The organism is Cupriavidus sp. GW823-FHT07B10, from assembly GCF_058794355.1.
This window is the reverse complement of sequence record NZ_JBXAGS010000020.1, coordinates 29,856-46,122: the sequence shown is the minus strand read 5'-3', so window position 1 is coordinate 46,122 and position 16,267 is coordinate 29,856. Positions and strand designations below refer to the sequence as shown.

Sequence of the window (16,267 nt, the reverse complement as noted above, 5' to 3'; positions counted from 1 at the left end):
GGCGCTTGGAATTGTTGATGCAGGTGGCTGATTTCGGTAGCTTCTCCAAGGCCGCAGCCGTATTGGGAATTGCACAGCCGGCACTGGGAAGGCAAGTCCAGAAGCTGGAGGAGGAGTGCGGAATACGGTTGCTGTACCGACATGGGCGCGGCGTCTCACTCACTCCGGCGGGGCAGCTTCTTCTGGTGCGCGCGCGGCCCCTTGTCCGGCAGCTCGAAGCCCTTGCCGAAGACCTGCATGCCGAGAATGAGGCTCCACAGGGCACAGTTATCCTTGGCCTGACACCCACGATCAGCAACCTGTTGGGCATACGGCTTCTGAAGACCGTTCGCGACAAATACCCAAGGGTAAACGTGAACATAGTCTCCGCGTATAGCGGCTATACGCATGAATGGCTCGTGGATGGCAGGCTCGATATCGCCGTGCTCCACGATGCCCGCCGCTCGGCAACGGTGGCGGTTGATCCCATCGGGGTCGCGAGGTTGTTCCTGGTCACCCATCCCGAGGCGAAGATCCTCGCGAAGCGGAAGAAGGCGCTTTCGCTCGTGGATCTCGAAGGCGTGCCGCTGACCCTTTCCAGCCAGAACCATGGTCTTCGCAGGACGATGGAACTCGCCGCCGGCCAGGCGGGCATCACGCTGAATATCGTCTATGAGGTTGACGCGCTTGCCCTGGCCAAGGACCTGGTCGTCAGTGGCATGGCTTCGACGGTGTTGGCGCGGCCCGCGTATCTGACCGAGCTTCGGCAGGGGAGCGTCAGGGAGATGGCGATCGAAGAGCCGTTGCTTGAAACGCGGTTGATGATCGCCGAGGCATCCAACCGGCCGGTGACGCGTGCAATGCGTGTCGTCAGACAGGAGATTCAGTCCATCATGGAAGCGCTGACGAGCGATGCTCGCAATGAGTTCGGCCTTTCCCGGCCCTGAAGTCGCGGTGCGACCGTATGTCACTCGTCCGCCTGTCCGGGTCGCGTCGAACGGAGAGAACGATCGGCCAGGAAGGATCGTCCTGGCCGACCTTCGGCACCGCTCCTAATCCGCCTTGACATTGAAGTCCCGGACGACCTTTCCCCAGTACTCGTAATCGGTTCGAATGATCTTCCCGAATTCCTGGGGCGACGATGTGCCGCGGACCTCGGTCCCGAGCTGGATGAGTTTCGTGCGGGTCTCGGGCTCGGCAAGGATCAGATTGACCTCTTTCGCCAGCCTGTTCTGAATCTCCGCCGGCAAGCCTGCAGGGCCGATGAGGCCGAGCCACACGCCGAGATCGAACCCAGGAAATCCCTGTTCGGCCACGGTCGGCACGTCCGGAAAGATCTCGGATCGCCGTGGCGTGCTGATTGCGAGTGCCTTGAGCTTTCCGCTCTTCACCATGGCAAGCTCGGAGACCATCGTGTCGAACGAACACATGACTTGCCCTCCCAGGAGGTCCGTCTGGGCCTGTCCGCTGCCTTTGTAAGGCACATGCACCATTTGCACGCCAGCTTTTGCCAGCAGCACGGACATCACGAGATGCGCCCCAGTCCCCACGCCGGTCGACGCATAGGTCACGCTGTTCGGCGATTTCTTGGCTTGAGCCAGAAACTGCCGGAGATCCTTGGCCGGGTTGTCCTTGTTGACAACGAAGAGGTAGGGAAGCCAGGCGAGCTGTCCGATCGGCGCGAAATCTTTCTTCGCATCGTAGGTCAGCTTGTTGTAGAGATGGGGATTGATGGCCTGGGATGCCGCACCAACGACCAGCAATGTGTAGCCGTCCGGCTTCGCGCGCGCGCCAATGCCTGCGGCGATGCTGCCGCCAGCCCCGGGACGATTGTCCACGATGAACTGCTGGCCGAGTCGCTGTGAAAGACGCTCCGCGAGGACACGACTGACCGTATCGGTTGCCGTGCCCGGGGGGAAACCGACCACGATCGTGACCGGCTTGCTCGGATACCCGTCTTGTGCAAGCGTGGACTGCGACGCGCCCACCAGCGCTGCCAGCACGCACGCCCCCGCGATTGCCGACCCATGGCGCAGCAGCCAAGCCCGCCGAGTGGGCTCGTGCTTTTGGCGCTTCTGTACGGCCCGATCCAAAGGGGCTGTCGAGTGGTGTTTCATCTGGTGTCTCCTTGGTTGTGTTGCCACGGGCCATATTGATACGACCACCCGACTGGCAACGGAATTTGGATCGGAATCTCGCACATGCCATTTCGGTCTGCAACGGTGCTTCGGGCATATCAGTTAGCCCAATCGAGCATACAACTCAGGTCCCGGACCCGAGTCCGTGGACTACGCAGTCGTAAAGAGTACCAATGCCGGAATGGCATATCTGCTATATAGGCCATGCCGTAGACGACATTCGCGGCGCCGGCCAGAATTGCTATCACCGGAGGAAACGAGGGCAGGCTCCCTGTCTCGCGTTCGCCCGGTTTGATCTCCTGGGTCAGCCCCAACCAACGAGCCGGCAGCGCGCAGCCCATTTTCAGCAAATCATGACGCCCCCAGATTCCACCTTTTCCAAGATCAGCCCCGAAGCCACGCGGAGCATGTGCCGGCGAGTGTCGAATGCTTACTCGATCGACGACCTCCGACGGCTGGCCAAGAAAAGACTGCCTCGCGCCATCTACGATTTCTATGACGGCGGGGCGGAATCTGAGAGCACCTTGCGCGCCAATTCAACGGCGTTCGCTCAGCATGTCATTCAGCCCCGTTACCTGGTCAACGTCGAGCAGATAAAAACCGCCGTCGATCTGCTTGGCTCTCCATCGGCTCTGCCCATTGCTGTCTCTCCAACCGGAGGGATCGGATTCGGATGGCCACTCGGCGATACGGCCATCGCGCGCGCGGCCGGTGCGGCGGGGATTCCTTACACGCTTCCGACCTCGTCCACGTCGTCGATCGAACGCGTGGCTCATGTCGCGCCCGGCACGAGGCTCTGGTTTCAGGCCTACATGCTGCGCAAGCGGGAATTCACGATGAGCCTGATCGATCGTGCATTCGCGGCAGGCTACGAAGTACTTGTCCTGACCGTGGACATGCCCATCGGAGGCAAACGGGAACGGGATCTGCGCAACGATTTCGGTCTGCCATTCAAGCTGACACCGAGAAACCTCCTTGATTTCGCCACGAGCCCCGCATGGGTGAGCAGCGTCCTACGGCATGGCATGCCGCAATTGGAAAACCTTCTCGGTTTCACGCCCGACGCCGTTAGCAGCACGACCATCGCTTCGTCTGTCGGAAAGAACTACGATCCGGCGTTTGATTGGGATGCACTCAGGCAGATCCGGGACAGATGGCCAAGGAAGCTCTTGGTCAAAGGGATCCTCCACCAGGACGATGCGCGTCTTGTGGCCGACGCCGGTTGCGACGGCGTCATTGTCTCGAATCACGGCGGTCGCCAACTCGATGGGGCCATTGCGTCCCTCGATGCGCTGGGGCCCATCGCCGAGGCAGTGGGGGATCGCATCACGGTGTTGCTGGACGGCGGTGTCCGGCGGGGCGCAGACATTGTCAAGGCGATTGCCATGGGCGCCCATGCGGTAATGGTCGGGAGGCCGATGCTCTACGGTGTGTGTGCTGCAGGCGAGGTTGGCGCGCGCCGCGCGCTCTCGCTTCTGGAAGAGGAACTTGTTCGCACCATGCGCCTCAGTGGCACAAGGACGATCGCTGAGATACGGGAAGGTCTCCTCGTTAGGTAGCCAGTACAGACTCGCCATTCGCTTCCGGACGCAGAGTCTCGATAGCTGGTGCGCAGGGATGCCCTGCAAACGATTTCCCCAATCAGAACAGGCAGGAGACGCACATGAATTTTGGTTTGGAAGGGAAACATGCGCTGGTATGTGGCGCGAGCAAGGGTCTTGGGCTCGCTTGTGCCCGTGCACTCGCGGCGGAAGGGGTCGACGTTGTCCTCGTGGCACGGGGTGCGGACGCCCTCGAGCAAGCAGCCTCGCAAATTCGCAATGAGACGTCCAGGACGGTCATCGCCGTGCCGGCCGATATCACGACACCTGACGGGCGTGCCAGCGCACTGTCGAGCGCGGCACACTTGCCGGGTGGAACGGCAGGGCGGTTCGATATTGTCGTCACCAATGCAGGTGGGCCCGCGGCCGGAAACTTTCGCGAGTGGGACCTGGACACGTGGGGGCGTGCGCTCAATGCCAACATGTTGACCGCGATCGAACTGATTCGGGCCACGGTGGACGGAATGATCGAACGTCGCTGGGGACGAATCGTCAATATCACCAGTTCAACGGTCAAGGCGCCAAGCAGCATTCTCGGCCTCTCCAATGGCGCGCGCTGCGGACTAACCGGCTTTGTTGCTGGGGTGGCGCGCGAAGTGGCACCACATGGTGTGACGATCAACAATATCCTGCCCGGCAGCTTTGACACGGACCGCCTTCAAAGCAATTTCCGCGCCGTATCCAACATGACCAACAGCACGCCGGAGGAAGCGAGAGAGGCCAGGCGGCTAAGCACGGCACCGCAGCGATTCGGCTCGCCCGATGAGTTCGGCGCGGTCTGTGCCTTTCTCTGCAGTGTGCAGGCCGGATATATCAATGCGCAAAATCTCCTTCTCGATGGCGGCACGTTCCCTGGCTCATTCTGATGTATCTGGAAGCGGCTCGATAGTCGACGATTTCCTTGCAGGTATGACTTCGTGCCGCTGCATCGTGGACGCCGGTGGCGTGGTCAGGATCCCTGCCGGCGCGGATGCGGGCGGGATCTGGAGAATCAAGGGCGGCAAAACGGCGTTTGTCATTGCGGTGGTATCGGAATGAAGCTCCTGTACAGCCCGGGCTCTCCCTATGCCCGCAAGGTGCGGATCGTCATCCGTGAGAAGGGACTGGCGCAAAGCGTCGAGGAGATCGTCGTCAACCCGCATCAGAATGGCGCGGGCCTGCTGGCGCTAAATCCGCTCGCAAAGGTCCCGGCGCTGGAGACCGACGATGGTGCATTCTTCGACAGCCCCATCATCTGCGAGTACCTCGACAGCCTGTCGGCTAAAGCGCCGTTGCTGCCGCCCGCCGGTCTCGCCCGATTCGAGGTGCTGCGCTACCAGGCATTGGCCGACGGCATCATGGACGCGGCGGTGGCTTCGGTTCTCGAGCAACGTCGCGCAGATACCGTGCCGTCGCAGCGCTGGCTGCAGCGGTGGGAAGCGGCGATATCGCGTGCCACGCAAAGTCTCGCGGAGGTGCCATTACCATCGGCGATTCGCCTGGACGGTATCGCTATCGCCTGCGCGCTGGCTTATCTTACCTTCCGGCTGCCAGGAATCGACTGGCGCAGCAGGCATGGAGCGCTGGCGCGCTGGTTCAATGGCTATACCGACCGTGCCAGCTTTGCCCAGACTGCTCCGCCGGATTTGTAGCCGTGTTGGGCGCCATGCCATGACTCCCGCCTGCCAGCGCACTGTCGCGTTGGCCACCGGCGGCTTTCGCCGCCATCGGTCGAACACAAGAAAACAATTTTGGAGACAACCGTGAGACCCCATCGCTCGCCACGGTACAGGGGTTTTGTGATTTGCGGCAGCGTGGTGATCTGCCCCGGGTTGCCGACGTACAGCGTGTAGCCGTCCGCGGGGGCACGTGCGACATAGGCCGCCGCGATCATGCCGCTCTCGCCAGAGCGATTCTCCACCCCCGAGAATCTTGCCCAGCGGTCCAGCAATAGCTATGGCACATTGTCAGTAAAAGTGGCATCGACGAAGGCCCGCAACTGCGTCAGGTCGGTCTTGGCGTAGGCCGCCGTGGTCTGCACCGAGGCGTGCCCGAGCAGCGCCTGGGCGGTCGGCAGCGGCACCTGGTGGTCGACCACTAGCGTGCGCGCATAGGCGTGGCGCAGCCAATGCGGGGATGCCGCACGCAGTAAGAGCGCCTGCGCCGGCTCGCGTGCCTGCAAGCCATCGGCCACGGCGGCAAAGATCGCCTTGACCTCCCGATACAGGCCCGCCTGCTGCAGCGCTTCCCCCTTGTTGCCGTGGATCACCGGCAGCGCCTCGTGCGCCGGCGGCTCGGGCGGCAGGCCGCGGGCACGCCGGTAGGCGCGCAGCACCGCCACGCACGGGGTCGGCAGCGGGATGGCCCGCGCCTTGCGCCCCTTGCCGCAGACATAGAGCGTCCAGCGCCCGGGCGCTTCCGCCTCCAGCCGAGGCAGCGCGGTCTCGGCCGACCAGGCCAGTTCCGCCAGGCGCACGCCGGCGTAGCGGTACAGCGCCCAGATCGCGCGACGCCGCTGCGCCGTCAGGGTGTGGGCGGCGTCAGGCTCCATCGCATCGAGCCACGCATCGCACGCGGCCAGCAGCGGCGGTGGGATCAGCCGCGTCGGCGCGAACTCGGCGCGCGCGCGGCTGCCTGCGGACAGGCCGGCGGCCGGGTTGGCGTGCAGGTAGCCGGTGTCGTACCAGTAGCGGTACAGGCTTGCCACTACCGCCAGCGCGCGCGTGCGGGCGGCCTCCGACAGGGGCAGCGAGGCGCCCTCCGCGCCGCGCTGCAGCGCGTGCCGGTAGGTGAGTAGTTGCTGGCGCGTCAGGTCGGACAGCGGGCCGAGCTGGCGCGCGCCGCACCAGCGCATCAGGCGCCGCAATTCGGCGCCATACGCGCGCTGCGTGTGCGACGAGCGCCCGGTGCGGTCGCGTAGGAACAGCGCCAGCGCCTGCGTGTCGTTGGCGGCGCCCAGCGTGTTGCTGGCCGCGTGCGGCTGGGCGAAGCGGCCGGCGCGCGCGAGCCACGCCAGATCCGCCGGGCCCTGGGTGGCCAGCCATGACGTCGGCGCGGCCGGTCCCGTCGCCCCCGCAGCCGCCGGCACTGCTGCTCCCTCCGCTGAGGAGGTGTCGGACCGGAAGCGGCGCCGGTGCGTGTGCAGCAGCCGGGTCAGCACTGTCTCCGGGCTTGGCGCTTCGTCCGCCGCTACCGTGCGCAGGCGTCCGCGCTCCCAGTATTCGATCACCCCATCGTGCGCCAGCAGCAGCTTGAGCACGGCCGGCTGCGCGGCCTTGGCCTCGGCCAGCGACCCGTAGCGGCGCTTGACGCGCGCCAGCGTCCAGTGCACGTAAACTGCGTGCCCCAGCGCCTCGGCCAAGTACGCCAGTGCCGCGTCGACGGCGGCGGGCAGCGGGCGCGGCGGCACTGCCGCCGTGTCAATCCAGTCGGCCGGGTTCATGGCTTGGCGCCCCGCTTGGCGGCCGCCTTGCCCGTCGGCTTGCGCGCGCGCGCCTTGGTCGGTGGTGGCGCCGCGGCCAGCGTCGCGCGTAGCAGCTCGTCGAGCTGGGCGCGTTGGCTGGCGGTGATGGCCTTGAGCGCGCTCGCCTCGCCGACGGAGGTCTGGCGCGCGGCCCGCTCGCTCGCCAGCTCCGCGCCGATCCGCTCGCGCTCCTGCTCCAGCGCGGCGATGCGCCGCTCGGCGAACTTGAGCTGCGCGGCCAGTTGCGTGCGCTCGGCCTGCACCGCGTCGCGCTGGTGCGCGGTTTCCTGTAGTAGCTGCCTGGACAGCGCCTCGTAGCGCGCCTGGATGGTGGCGACCGCCTCGGCGTGAGTGCGCTCGCCAGTCGTGGCGCGTTCCTGCGCGGTCGCCAGCGCCGCCTCCAGTTCGCCACGGCGCGCGGCCTGCTCATCGGCGCGCGCGATTGCCGCAGCCTGGGCGGCGCGCGCTTCGGCCAGCGTGGTGTCGCGCGCGGCGAGGGCTTGGCGGGTCTCGGTCAGTTCCTGACGCAGCAGCTCGACCCGCAGCTCAGCGTCGGCGCGCGCGGCCTGCGCGGCATCGGCCGTCGCCTGTGCCTCGCGCTTGAGACGCACCACGTCGTCGAGCTGCACCGCGACCGCGGCCTGCCATAGCGCGCGCATCTGGTCGGCGATCTCGGGCGGGAGGTCCGGGATGGCGACCTCGGCCAGGCCCGCGCGCACCACTTCGGCCTCGATCGCGTTGAGCGTGCGCGACAGCGTGGCGGGGTCGCCGCCGCCCAGGCGCGCGCGCAGCTTGCGCACCGAGACCACACGACGGAAACGCGCGGCGGTCGGCGGCGCCGCGTCGCCGGCCTCGGTCAGCATGGCCAGCACGGTGGCGCGGATCTGTTCGGGGGTGGCGGCGAGGCGGGGCATGGTATGGTGGCTTCGGAGCTGGATTTTCAGGCTATCTTACGCACGATGCTAACGTTAGGAAAGCCATTTATTGATAGATACAAGCGAGGCAAGACGGATAAATCCTATTATCTTGCCGAAACAAGGGCTTCCGCGCCCAAGGGCGCGCTTGCCGCGCGCCGGGGGCGGGTCAACCTTCCAAAAGCGGGGGGAAAAGGACCCAGTCAGCAAGTACCTGATTGGGCTGGGGTTTCAGGCAGGCATCGCCCGGAAACCCGCATAGCTGCTAGGGCTGGCTACCCCGGCAAACTGCAGCGAAATCAAGGGGACCCCATCAACGACACCATCGGGCCACTTGCCATGTGCCCGGATCCGAGTTGGCTGGCAAAGCGCTCGCCAAGCCGTGCTTCAAGGCAAATGGCTTCTCCCTTGGCGGCCTCGCGCTCCGCAGCCAGGCGCTGTCCGCCCGAGGCCAGAAAGATGCTGCTCGCGCCCCGTTCACGTTGCAGCGCATGGATCAGCTGGCCGATCAGGTCCGCCAGCTCCACACGGCTCGCCATCAACTGAACGGCCTCGATCTCAAGCTGCTTCGCCTGAAGGACAAGTTGTGAGGCGGTCAGTGGCATTGGCAAAGAGAGGACTTGGGGAGCGGTGCCAAAAAGGCAAAGAGTATGCCACTGGTTGGCCTGCTGCCGGTAGGTTGGCAGGGCCGCTGCGCTGTCAGCATGGCGCGTCAGCCAGGGGGATCTGGTGCCGCTCCTGCGTGGCCTCATGCCGCGCATCCTCCCCGCTATGCAGGTAGCCGCTTGTCGTCGACAGCGAGCTGTGCTCAAAGTTGTCCCGCACAAAGCGCAGGTCGAGCGCTGGCCGGTCATATGCGAGCCAGCGGTGTGGCGCAGCCAATGGGCCGAAGCACTTGCCCAGCACCGTGGCCATGCCAAACGCCGCCGTCAGGGTCAGGTGGAGCGCGCCGCGTGCAGCCATTGTGCGGATCTACATCGCCATCGACTCAGTTCCCGGTTGGCACCGACCAGTCCTCCACCACCAGGCCAGGGACGCGTCGGAACGCTTGGTCATTGGTCACCAGCACCGCGCCAGTCTCCAGCGCGTGCGCGGCAATCAGCAAGTCCAGCGCCCCCATCGGCTGCCCTTGAGATTCCAGTGCAGCGCGGGTTTCGCCATAGCCTGCCATCACCGAAGGGGGCCAAGGCAACACCTCGATCCGACGCAGCAACTCGTCCACTGCGCGCGCGAGTCGCGCTGCGCCGGGGCGCTTGGCCAGCCCGTACATCAGTTCCGCGCCGGTGATGACTGACAGGCACAGCGTCGCCATCGGCGCGGCTGTCACGCGTGCCACGACTGCTGGGTGTCCTCGCAGTAGATGGCTCACGATATTAGTGTCAAGCATGTAGCGCGTCATTCGAGACCCGCCAGCGGATCCCGGGGTTGCTCGTCCTGCGCGCGCTCGGCCAGGAAGTCTGCCGGCACGGCGCTGCCCTGGATGGCGGCCAGGAAGCCGTCCCAACTCTCCGGCCGGCGCGACAGGATCACGTCGCCGGTGGACGGGTCACGGCGGATATAGACCTCGCGCTCAGCAAAGCGGAACTCCTGAGGCAGCCGCACCGCCTGGCTGCGGCCGGTGGTAAAGATCTTGGCAGTGGTGCTCATGGTGGATTCCTTTGATAGATATCAAAATATATACCACCTTGAGATGGATATCAAGATATCTACCACTTCTGCATCTAAGTGGGCGACACATAGATCGGTCAGCCCCATGGGGGGCACCAAAGTTTCATGATGGTGAAATAACTCGCCGTCCCGCTATTTCTCAGTCCCCCAGCCGATCCGATGCCGCTCCTGCGTTGCTTCATGGCGCGCATCCTCTTCGCTGTGCAGATAGCCGCTCGTCGTCGACAATGAGCTGTGCCCAAAGTTGTCGCGCACAAAGCGCAGGTCGACCTGCCGGTCGGTCATGTGCGAGCCGGCGGTGTGGCGCAGCCAGTGCGCCGAGGCACTGGCCAGCACCTCGGCTTGCGCTTCCCATTCCGGCCCGCGCGCCCGCACGCGCGCCGCGGCCATGCCAAACACCTCTTTCAGGATCAGGTGCAGCGCGCCGCGTGACAGCGGTTTCTCGCTGCCCGGTTTTCCAATCACTGGCAGCACCAGCGGACGCGTCTCCCCGAACTGCGGGGCAGGCGGCAACGCGTGGGCGCGGCGGTAGCGCGCCAGTTCGGCAATCAGCTCGTCGGTCGCCGGCACCAGCCGGGTCTTGCTGCCCTTGCCGCTCACCTCCAGCCACCAGCGCTCGATGCCCTGGGCATCGCGGCGGCAGAAGAACGCCCCCATCGTCGTGGCGGTCAGCTCGGAGGCGCGCAGGCCGCCCAGGTAGAGCACGCTCAGCACCCAGCGGCAGCGCGCCGCATGCAGGCGTTCCCGAGCGGTCTCGGTCGGCATTGCCGCGACGGCGTCCTTAACCGTCTCCCACAGGTCGTGGCTCAGATAGCGGGTGATGCGTGCCTGGGTGGGCGCGCGCCGGCGGCGGGCCAGCGCGAGCGGGTTCCCGGCCAGGTAGCCCGCCTCGGTCAGCCAGGCGAACAGCGCGTTCAGGATCACCATCGCCTGGCGCACGCTGCCGGGCGACAGTGGCCCGGCAAACGGGCGCCAGTCCGGATGGCTGCGCGCGAGCTTCTTGCTGCCGGCCAGGACCCAGCGGGCGGCCGGCTGCGGATCGGCCAGGAAGCGCTCATAGACGAGCAGGTCCTCGTGCGTCAGGGAAGACAGCGGCTTGCCCAGCTGTAGCACGGCCCACAGGATCATCCGCTCCACCTCGCGGCGATAAGCGGTCACGGTCGCCGCGCTGTCGGCGTAGCGCGCCAGCCAGGCGGTCACGGCGGCCAGGTCGTCGGTCGCCGCGATGCGGGTGGTCGTGGCGGGTGCGCGGTTGCTGCCGTCGCGCCCGGACAGCGCCGACGGCAGCCGCAACTGCTCCAGCGGCGTGGGCAGAGCGGCAAGGGGGGCGGACGCGGGTGGGGCGGGCGGCGGGGCGGGCGATTCCACGATCGAGGCCGTCAGTGAAACTAATTTTGTTCCCGTCATGGACACGGAAAATAAGGGAAACCAGAGGGTCGAGTAACAAAATTAGTTTCAAAAGTTGAAAGACAAATTGTTCCTTCGGCCGACAGTTAAACTAATATTGTATCCTTGCCCACGTTCCGGCACATCCTTGCCTTGCAGTCCCCCGCGATAGCGCCCTATGGTTCATAGCGATTGGGCCATAGGCGATGGTGGCCATTTGTGCTGGAACCTCCATGGAAGTCCGCGACGCTGACGACAGCTGTCATTGCTCCCGCCGCACAATCGGCAGGAGAGCCATCGACACCTCGCTCTGGGCAAGCCCGGATGAAGGGGCGCTCGAAGGAGAACGGCGCGCGTTGTATTTTGCGAGAAAGCAGGCGGTCTCGCTGTACCTTTCTGGCGCGACGGCCGACACCATCAAGCGTCTCACCTCACTTGGCGCAAAGCAGGCTTATCGACTGATCCGCGAACGTTGCCTCGAAACGCATCCGGACGGGCGACCCTACGGCTGGCGCGGGCTGGTTCCGTGGACCCGGATCAAGCACTACCGGCGCCATCGGAAGATCCATGTCAGTCAGTTCGGCGGCGGCGCCGTTGGTGCCCTGCAGGCGCTCCTTGATGCGCAGCCGGAGCTTCGCCAGGCATTCGAAGCGCGTATTCTCGCGAGCGCGTCAGGCAAGCGGCTGGTCGAAACCCGGCAGTCGAAAAGACGTCACTGCGGGTGGCTTCTCGACCAGCTCCGCGAACTTGGATGTGAACAGCGAAACGAGTGGCCGTTCAACACGGCGACCCTGGGATACGTCTCGATTGGCCGGTATATCGACAGGGTGTTGTCGGCCAACCCACGAGCGCTGGCGGCGGCGAGCGGCGGTCCAGACCTGGTGTCAAAGCTGAAGACAGGGGACGGAACCGGACGGCCAGTTCAGAAGTTCATGCAGCGCGTCGAGATGGATGCGCACAAACTGGACGGACGTTTCTGCGTGTCGCTTCCCCTGATGGGAGGCGGTTTTCGGGAGAAGATCGTTCATCGTCTCTGGGTTATCGTGATTCTTGAAGTGATGTCGCGCGCGGTGCTCGGCTACTACTTCAGCATGAGACGAGAAGTCTCGAAGGATGATGTCCTGCGCGCGCTGAAGCGGGCATTGGGAAAATGGTGTGCGCGCCCGGTAAGCTTCAGCGACAAGGCGTATCTGCCCGATGCCGGGCTTGTGTCGGTGCTGGGTGACAATTTCGTCGGACTGTGCTGGGATGAGACCAGCGTAGACGGTGCCCTTGCCGAGACCTGTCAGCACGTGCGCGACGCGTTGCGCGATACCGTTCGCGCAACGCTGCTTGAGCCGAAAACCTCGTTCTCGAAACGTCGAAGCAAGGACGACCGGCCCTTTATTGAGGCGTTTTTCCGAAATCTGGCGGGGAAGGGCTTTCAGCGTCTTTCCAACACCACCGGCGCCAAGCCTCAGGACCGTAAGGGCCGGAAGCCGGAAGACGTTGCGCTGGCAAGCCGATTCCAGTACGAATATGCGGAAGAGCTGCTGGACGTGCTCATCGCCAATTACAACGCAACACCGCACAGCGGGATTGGTAACCGCACGCCGCTCGCATACGCGAACTTCCTGTACCACCACGCCCAGCAGAGCTTCCGCCGAGTCGATCCCGCCGTTGTGGAAGCGCTATTCAGCATCCGCAAGCGCTGCATCGTGCGCGGCGGAGCAGCGAATGGGCGCGCCCCGTACGTGGAGTTCTATTACGGCCGCTACACCAACGAGGTGCTGCACAACCGGCACGACCTGGCAGGATCCGAGATCTGGGTGGTCTGTCACAAGGAGGATGATTGCCGGGTAGTGCTCGCCTCCACGCTTGACGGCATCTCACTCGGTGTACTGCGGGCAGCGCCGCCCTGGAACGTGTCACCACATAGTCTTGCCGTTCGCGCTGCAATCTCTCAGGCCTGCTCGCACGGACAACTGACTATCCCAGGGGGCGCAGACGCCATTGAAATCTTCATGCGCTTTGTAGAGAGTCAGGCACACAAACGCTTACCCGTCCATCCGGCCTACCTCGAAGCGCGACGCATTCTGGTTGCTGCAACGGATCCGTCGATCGGCGCTGCCATGCTGGACGCTGCGATGGATCGTGCCAAACAGAAGGACAGCAGAGGTTCGCGCAACGGTGGCACCAGCAACAAGCCAGCGCGACCAAACGTGGCTATCAAAACTGAGCCCGCGACTCCGGGCTCCATGCTCCCGCCACGTCGAATGGCGCAATCGGGGTAGGTCATGCGATTCCCTCTGCCCGAGCGCATCGATCCGCAACACTGCATCGTGACGAAGCAGTACGCAGTATATACGCCGCCCATGCACGAGATGATTGAACAGCTCGGCGAATGGATCGACCAGCAGCGCCCCGGCGGCTATATCTATGGTGCATCACGGCTGGGCAAGTCTCGCTGCGTGCAATGGTACGTCGCTCAGGTGCTGCAGGAACGCCTTAACGCCGTGGTACCGCTGGTGGTGTGGAATCGCCGTCCGGACAGCCAGACAAGCGAAGCGGGATTCTGGCATCAGCTGTTGCTCGCCTCGAACTTCGAATTCGCCAACCCGGCGAAACCACCGAAAAGAGCGGAAGGGATCCACCTGTGCAGGCAACGCTTCATCGCCATTGCGAACAACGCGCAGCGTAATTATGTCGTACTGGCCATCGACGAAGCGCAGGATTTGACGTTCCGGGAGTGGAAGTGGTTGCTCGGTCTTCAGAATGACCTTGATTACGAGGGCTACCTGCTGAGCGTGTTTTCCGTCGGCTCGCACCAGCTGAACTATCGTCACGAGTATATGGCGATCACCGGCAACGCTCACCTGGCAGCACGTTTTATGGCCGCGCATGCGCGATTTCATGGGCTGCGTTCGCCGGAAGAAATCGCATACGTGCTCAACGGCTACGATATCGACTCGGAATGGCCACCGGGCAGCGGCGTTTCATACCTGAAGTATTTCGCGCCGGTTCAATTCGCGGCCGGGCACCGCCTTGCAGACTGTGCCGCGCTGGTGTGGAAAGCGCTGGTGGAACTCTCGCCCGAATCTGCGCGCCGTCATCTCGAGTTCCCGATGCAGCACATCGCCAGGGCAACCGAGGCGATGCTTTTCCAGCTGGCGCATGGCGGAGACTGGGTTGACGTGACGTCTTACGAGAACTGGTTGCAGGAATTCGCTAAAGCGAACTTGTCGGACCACATGAGGATCATCTCGACGGGTAGTTGACATGGCGGCCTACCCATCGGTGAACTGGTGGCCGGGAAACCTCCGTCCGTACGAGTCGAGGCTGTCGTTCGTCGCCCGCTTCTGCGCACTGAATGGCATCAACGTCGGAAAATGCGCGAAGTTTTTGCGTGTGGCGCTCGATAGCAACACGCCGCTTCCGAGCGACGAAATCAGGCGCCTGGCGTCCGTGCTCGGTGAGACCGCGCCGCTTGTCGAAGACGTTTTCTCGCCTTCCATACGGTTCATCGATGTCGGCCGTTATGGCCCGCCTCCCGATAGTCGCGAGCGACGTGCCATCCGCTATTGCGAGACCTGTGTGCAGCACGGCTACCACAGCTACCTGCATCAGCTTGGGTGGCTTTCGCGGTGCCCATTTCACCTGAGCGAGCTGAAAACGACCTGGGCGCAGGAGCACACCGCCCGCCTCATGTCGCAGCGCGTGGGCGCGTTGGAGTTCGTGATGCGGCAACGCTGCAGGACGTGGCCGCACGGCATTGATGCCGGCTTTCCGGCCCGAGAGCAGGGGCGTGTTGCGTCGCTCGCCGGCTGGGTCGCACGGGCGAGTGTCGCGGCCGCGCGCATGTCGCTCGGCGAGATCTGGTCGTCGGGCAACCATGGCATGCCGGGGGCCGTCTCCCTCGACCAAGCGTTCGGTCAGCTGCGCACGCTTGAGCCCCCGCCCGAGGACATCGAGCAGCTCCTGACCGAAGCCGGTGATCGGTGGAGTCTGGAAAGCCACGCGTTTGCGCGGCAAGCGAGAATCCAACTCGGCCACCTCAGGTTATGCCACCTCAGCTTTGCCGACGTTCTTCACTTCTATATACGCATCAACGCCGCTTCGGCGAATCCGTCTTCGTTTGTCACGCGCCTGAATGCCATCCAGGACCGGCGGGCTCGCCATGGCACGTGTCGCTGTCGGTGGAGGCTGACCAAGGAGGGACGGCTCTCGCGCTGGGTCAGCGTGCATCCAGAGGAGGGGCCCCGCTGGGGCCTGATCTGCCCATACGATGTCGCGCTCAACGAACTTCAACTCGGCTGGGGCCGTTCCGACCTGGCGCTCTCCAATCGGCAGGCGGAGCAGGAACGGCAGCGCTTCTGCAGCGTTTCTCGCGCGATGCGCGACTTGGGCCTCATCCGCTATACACGGGATGCAGCGGTAGCGCCGGCGGGTGACCTATATGCCGATCAGGACGTCTGGACCTGCTGCGAGTGGATCCGGGAGTCGACGCTAACCGCAGTGCTCGAAATGGCGCTCGCGTGGGAAATCGAGCTGACGTTCGACGCGTTGACCACTTGGCTAGATGACATCGATCGGGGTGTCGATCCGCTTGAGCACGACGATTCCAAATCTTGCGTCCGCCTGTGCGAAACCGACGACGGGCTGTTGCTGATCAGGTGGACGCAGGCAGAAGGGTCCGCGTCGCAGACGACTCCGTTCTGAGCGCGACGTTGGGCACGAACTCGGCACGGATCGGGCCATCATGGGTAATCGGGCGCCGCACGAAAGGGGCGCCAAGGTAAGTCAAGACGATGGTAGCCCCGTGGATCCCCGCGCTCAGCTAGATCGCCGCGAGGCTTTGCGCTGACCGAAAGCCCGCCGCCTCGTCCTCGCGCAGGCTGGCAATGAGCGTCGATTTGGGGTTCCAGCGCTCCCGCGTGAGTGGCAGGCGCCGCTCAAGCAGGTTTTGATCGAGCGCACTGGTTGCCAGCGGCGGTAGCGCCACCTTGCCAGGCTTGCTGCGAACAGCAGGAGGGCGGTGCACCTCTGGGGCGCGGCAGCCCGGCGATTTTGCTCCAGGGGGCACGGAACAAAATTAGTTTAGAAATGGATACAAATTTAGTTTAACCAACGGGTCAGCGTGGGGAGGCGGTTCGAGTCCTT

Annotated in this window: 16 protein-coding genes and 1 pseudogene; 8 read left to right on the top strand and 9 right to left on the bottom strand. The window is 64.3% G+C overall.

Annotated elements, in window-relative coordinates:
• Positions 1 to 5 precede the first annotated feature (5 nt).
• On the top strand, positions 6 to 926 hold the full coding sequence (locus tag AC1Q6V_RS29015) for a LysR family transcriptional regulator (protein WP_284494919.1): 921 nt from the start codon (positions 6 to 8) through the stop codon (positions 924 to 926).
• Positions 927 to 1,031: 105 nt separating this feature from the next.
• Here AC1Q6V_RS29015 and AC1Q6V_RS29010 read toward each other — a convergent pair whose 3' ends face one another.
• On the bottom strand, positions 1,032 to 2,096 hold the full coding sequence (locus AC1Q6V_RS29010) for a Bug family tripartite tricarboxylate transporter substrate binding protein (RefSeq protein ID WP_284494918.1): 1,065 nt from the start codon (positions 2,094 to 2,096) through the stop codon (positions 1,032 to 1,034).
• Between the two features lie 374 nt (positions 2,097 to 2,470).
• Between AC1Q6V_RS29010 and AC1Q6V_RS29005 the strand changes: the two genes are divergently transcribed.
• From AC1Q6V_RS29005 to AC1Q6V_RS28990, 4 genes are all read left to right on the top strand, one after another.
• On the top strand, positions 2,471 to 3,676 hold the full coding sequence (locus AC1Q6V_RS29005; protein ID WP_284494917.1) for an alpha-hydroxy acid oxidase: 1,206 nt from the start codon (positions 2,471 to 2,473) through the stop codon (positions 3,674 to 3,676).
• Between the two features lie 104 nt (positions 3,677 to 3,780).
• The gene (locus AC1Q6V_RS29000; RefSeq protein WP_284494916.1) at positions 3,781 to 4,584 is read left to right on the top strand and encodes an SDR family oxidoreductase; all 804 of its coding nucleotides are present in this window, start codon (positions 3,781 to 3,783) and stop codon (positions 4,582 to 4,584) included.
• Entirely contained in the window at positions 4,535 to 4,756 is a 222-nt protein-coding gene (locus tag AC1Q6V_RS28995) for a hypothetical protein (RefSeq protein WP_284494984.1), read from the top strand. The genes AC1Q6V_RS29000 and AC1Q6V_RS28995 overlap by 50 nt, the downstream gene beginning before the upstream one ends.
• Positions 4,753 to 5,349, top strand: a complete 597-nt coding sequence (locus AC1Q6V_RS28990) for a glutathione S-transferase N-terminal domain-containing protein (RefSeq protein ID WP_284494915.1) — start codon at positions 4,753 to 4,755, stop codon at positions 5,347 to 5,349. The genes AC1Q6V_RS28995 and AC1Q6V_RS28990 overlap by 4 nt, the downstream gene beginning before the upstream one ends.
• A 302-nt stretch (positions 5,350 to 5,651) precedes the next feature.
• On the opposite strand, the gene AC1Q6V_RS28985 is transcribed toward AC1Q6V_RS28990, so the two are convergent.
• The 7 genes and pseudogenes from AC1Q6V_RS28985 to AC1Q6V_RS28955 all read right to left on the bottom strand — a co-directional run bounded on the left by AC1Q6V_RS28985 (position 5,652) and on the right by AC1Q6V_RS28955 (position 11,149).
• Positions 5,652 to 7,139: a tyrosine-type recombinase/integrase gene (locus AC1Q6V_RS28985; protein WP_284494914.1), complete on the bottom strand. Its 1,488-nt coding sequence runs from the start codon at positions 7,137 to 7,139 to the stop codon at positions 5,652 to 5,654.
• Positions 7,136 to 8,074 carry a DNA-binding protein gene (locus AC1Q6V_RS28980; protein WP_284494913.1) on the bottom strand — a complete coding sequence of 313 codons (939 nt, stop codon included), beginning with the start codon at positions 8,072 to 8,074 and terminating at the stop codon, positions 7,136 to 7,138. Before AC1Q6V_RS28980 ends, AC1Q6V_RS28985 begins: the two co-directional genes overlap by 4 nt.
• A gap of 299 nt (positions 8,075 to 8,373) precedes the next feature.
• Positions 8,374 to 8,679, bottom strand: coding sequence for a nitrate- and nitrite sensing domain-containing protein (locus AC1Q6V_RS28975; RefSeq protein WP_284494912.1), 306 nt, complete (start codon positions 8,677 to 8,679; stop codon positions 8,374 to 8,376).
• A 94-nt stretch (positions 8,680 to 8,773) separates the two neighbouring features.
• Positions 8,774 to 9,031, bottom strand: a pseudogene (locus tag AC1Q6V_RS28970) (tyrosine-type recombinase/integrase); the annotation flags it as partial.
• Between the two features lie 31 nt (positions 9,032 to 9,062).
• Positions 9,063 to 9,461 carry a type II toxin-antitoxin system VapC family toxin gene (locus AC1Q6V_RS28965; RefSeq protein ID WP_284494982.1) on the bottom strand — a complete coding sequence of 133 codons (399 nt, stop codon included), beginning with the start codon at positions 9,459 to 9,461 and terminating at the stop codon, positions 9,063 to 9,065.
• Between the two features lie 8 nt (positions 9,462 to 9,469).
• Complete coding sequence (locus AC1Q6V_RS28960; protein ID WP_133098635.1) at positions 9,470 to 9,721, bottom strand: antitoxin; 252 nt, start codon at positions 9,719 to 9,721, stop codon at positions 9,470 to 9,472.
• Between the two features lie 153 nt (positions 9,722 to 9,874).
• The gene (locus AC1Q6V_RS28955) at positions 9,875 to 11,149 is read right to left on the bottom strand and encodes a tyrosine-type recombinase/integrase (RefSeq protein ID WP_434475897.1); all 1,275 of its coding nucleotides are present in this window, start codon (positions 11,147 to 11,149) and stop codon (positions 9,875 to 9,877) included.
• A gap of 212 nt (positions 11,150 to 11,361) precedes the next feature.
• Here AC1Q6V_RS28955 and AC1Q6V_RS28950 point away from each other — a divergent pair, with 212 nt between their 5' ends.
• Genes AC1Q6V_RS28950 through AC1Q6V_RS28940 form a run of 3 tightly spaced genes read left to right on the top strand, consistent with a single transcriptional unit; the run spans position 11,362 to position 15,826 of the window.
• Positions 11,362 to 13,401, top strand: a complete 2,040-nt coding sequence (locus AC1Q6V_RS28950) for a hypothetical protein (RefSeq protein WP_284494910.1) — start codon at positions 11,362 to 11,364, stop codon at positions 13,399 to 13,401.
• A 3-nt stretch (positions 13,402 to 13,404) separates the two neighbouring features.
• A complete protein-coding gene (locus AC1Q6V_RS28945) occupies positions 13,405 to 14,385 on the top strand; it encodes an ATP-binding protein (RefSeq protein ID WP_284494909.1) in 981 nt (326 codons plus the stop codon).
• 1 nt (position 14,386) lies between these two features.
• Positions 14,387 to 15,826, top strand: coding sequence for a hypothetical protein (locus tag AC1Q6V_RS28940; RefSeq protein WP_284494908.1), 1,440 nt, complete (start codon positions 14,387 to 14,389; stop codon positions 15,824 to 15,826).
• A gap of 118 nt (positions 15,827 to 15,944) precedes the next feature.
• On the opposite strand, the gene AC1Q6V_RS28935 is transcribed toward AC1Q6V_RS28940, so the two are convergent.
• A complete protein-coding gene (locus tag AC1Q6V_RS28935) occupies positions 15,945 to 16,109 on the bottom strand; it encodes a hypothetical protein (protein ID WP_284494983.1) in 165 nt (54 codons plus the stop codon).
• Positions 16,110 to 16,267: the final 158 nt, after the last annotated feature.

Bases quoted from the DNA above. Each gene is read 5' to 3' on its own strand.
- AC1Q6V_RS29010 (WP_284494918.1), bottom strand. From the start codon at position 2,096: ATGAAACACCACTCGACAGCCCCTTTGGATCGGGCCGTACAGAAGCGC.
- AC1Q6V_RS29005 (WP_284494917.1), top strand. From the start codon at position 2,471: ATGACGCCCCCAGATTCCACCTTTTCCAAGATCAGCCCCGAAGCCACG.
- AC1Q6V_RS29000 (WP_284494916.1), top strand. From the start codon at position 3,781: ATGAATTTTGGTTTGGAAGGGAAACATGCGCTGGTATGTGGCGCGAGC.
- AC1Q6V_RS28995 (WP_284494984.1), top strand. From the start codon at position 4,535: ATGCGCAAAATCTCCTTCTCGATGGCGGCACGTTCCCTGGCTCATTCT.
- AC1Q6V_RS28990 (WP_284494915.1), top strand. From the start codon at position 4,753: ATGAAGCTCCTGTACAGCCCGGGCTCTCCCTATGCCCGCAAGGTGCGG.
- AC1Q6V_RS28985 (WP_284494914.1), bottom strand. From the start codon at position 7,139: ATGAACCCGGCCGACTGGATTGACACGGCGGCAGTGCCGCCGCGCCCG.
- AC1Q6V_RS28980 (WP_284494913.1), bottom strand. From the start codon at position 8,074: ATGCCCCGCCTCGCCGCCACCCCCGAACAGATCCGCGCCACCGTGCTG.
- AC1Q6V_RS28975 (WP_284494912.1), bottom strand. From the start codon at position 8,679: ATGCCACTGACCGCCTCACAACTTGTCCTTCAGGCGAAGCAGCTTGAG.
- AC1Q6V_RS28965 (WP_284494982.1), bottom strand. From the start codon at position 9,461: ATGCTTGACACTAATATCGTGAGCCATCTACTGCGAGGACACCCAGCA.
- AC1Q6V_RS28960 (WP_133098635.1), bottom strand. From the start codon at position 9,721: ATGAGCACCACTGCCAAGATCTTTACCACCGGCCGCAGCCAGGCGGTG.
- AC1Q6V_RS28955 (WP_434475897.1), bottom strand. From the start codon at position 11,149: ATGACGGGAACAAAATTAGTTTCACTGACGGCCTCGATCGTGGAATCG.
- AC1Q6V_RS28950 (WP_284494910.1), top strand. From the start codon at position 11,362: ATGGAAGTCCGCGACGCTGACGACAGCTGTCATTGCTCCCGCCGCACA.
- AC1Q6V_RS28945 (WP_284494909.1), top strand. From the start codon at position 13,405: ATGCGATTCCCTCTGCCCGAGCGCATCGATCCGCAACACTGCATCGTG.
- AC1Q6V_RS28940 (WP_284494908.1), top strand. From the start codon at position 14,387: ATGGCGGCCTACCCATCGGTGAACTGGTGGCCGGGAAACCTCCGTCCG.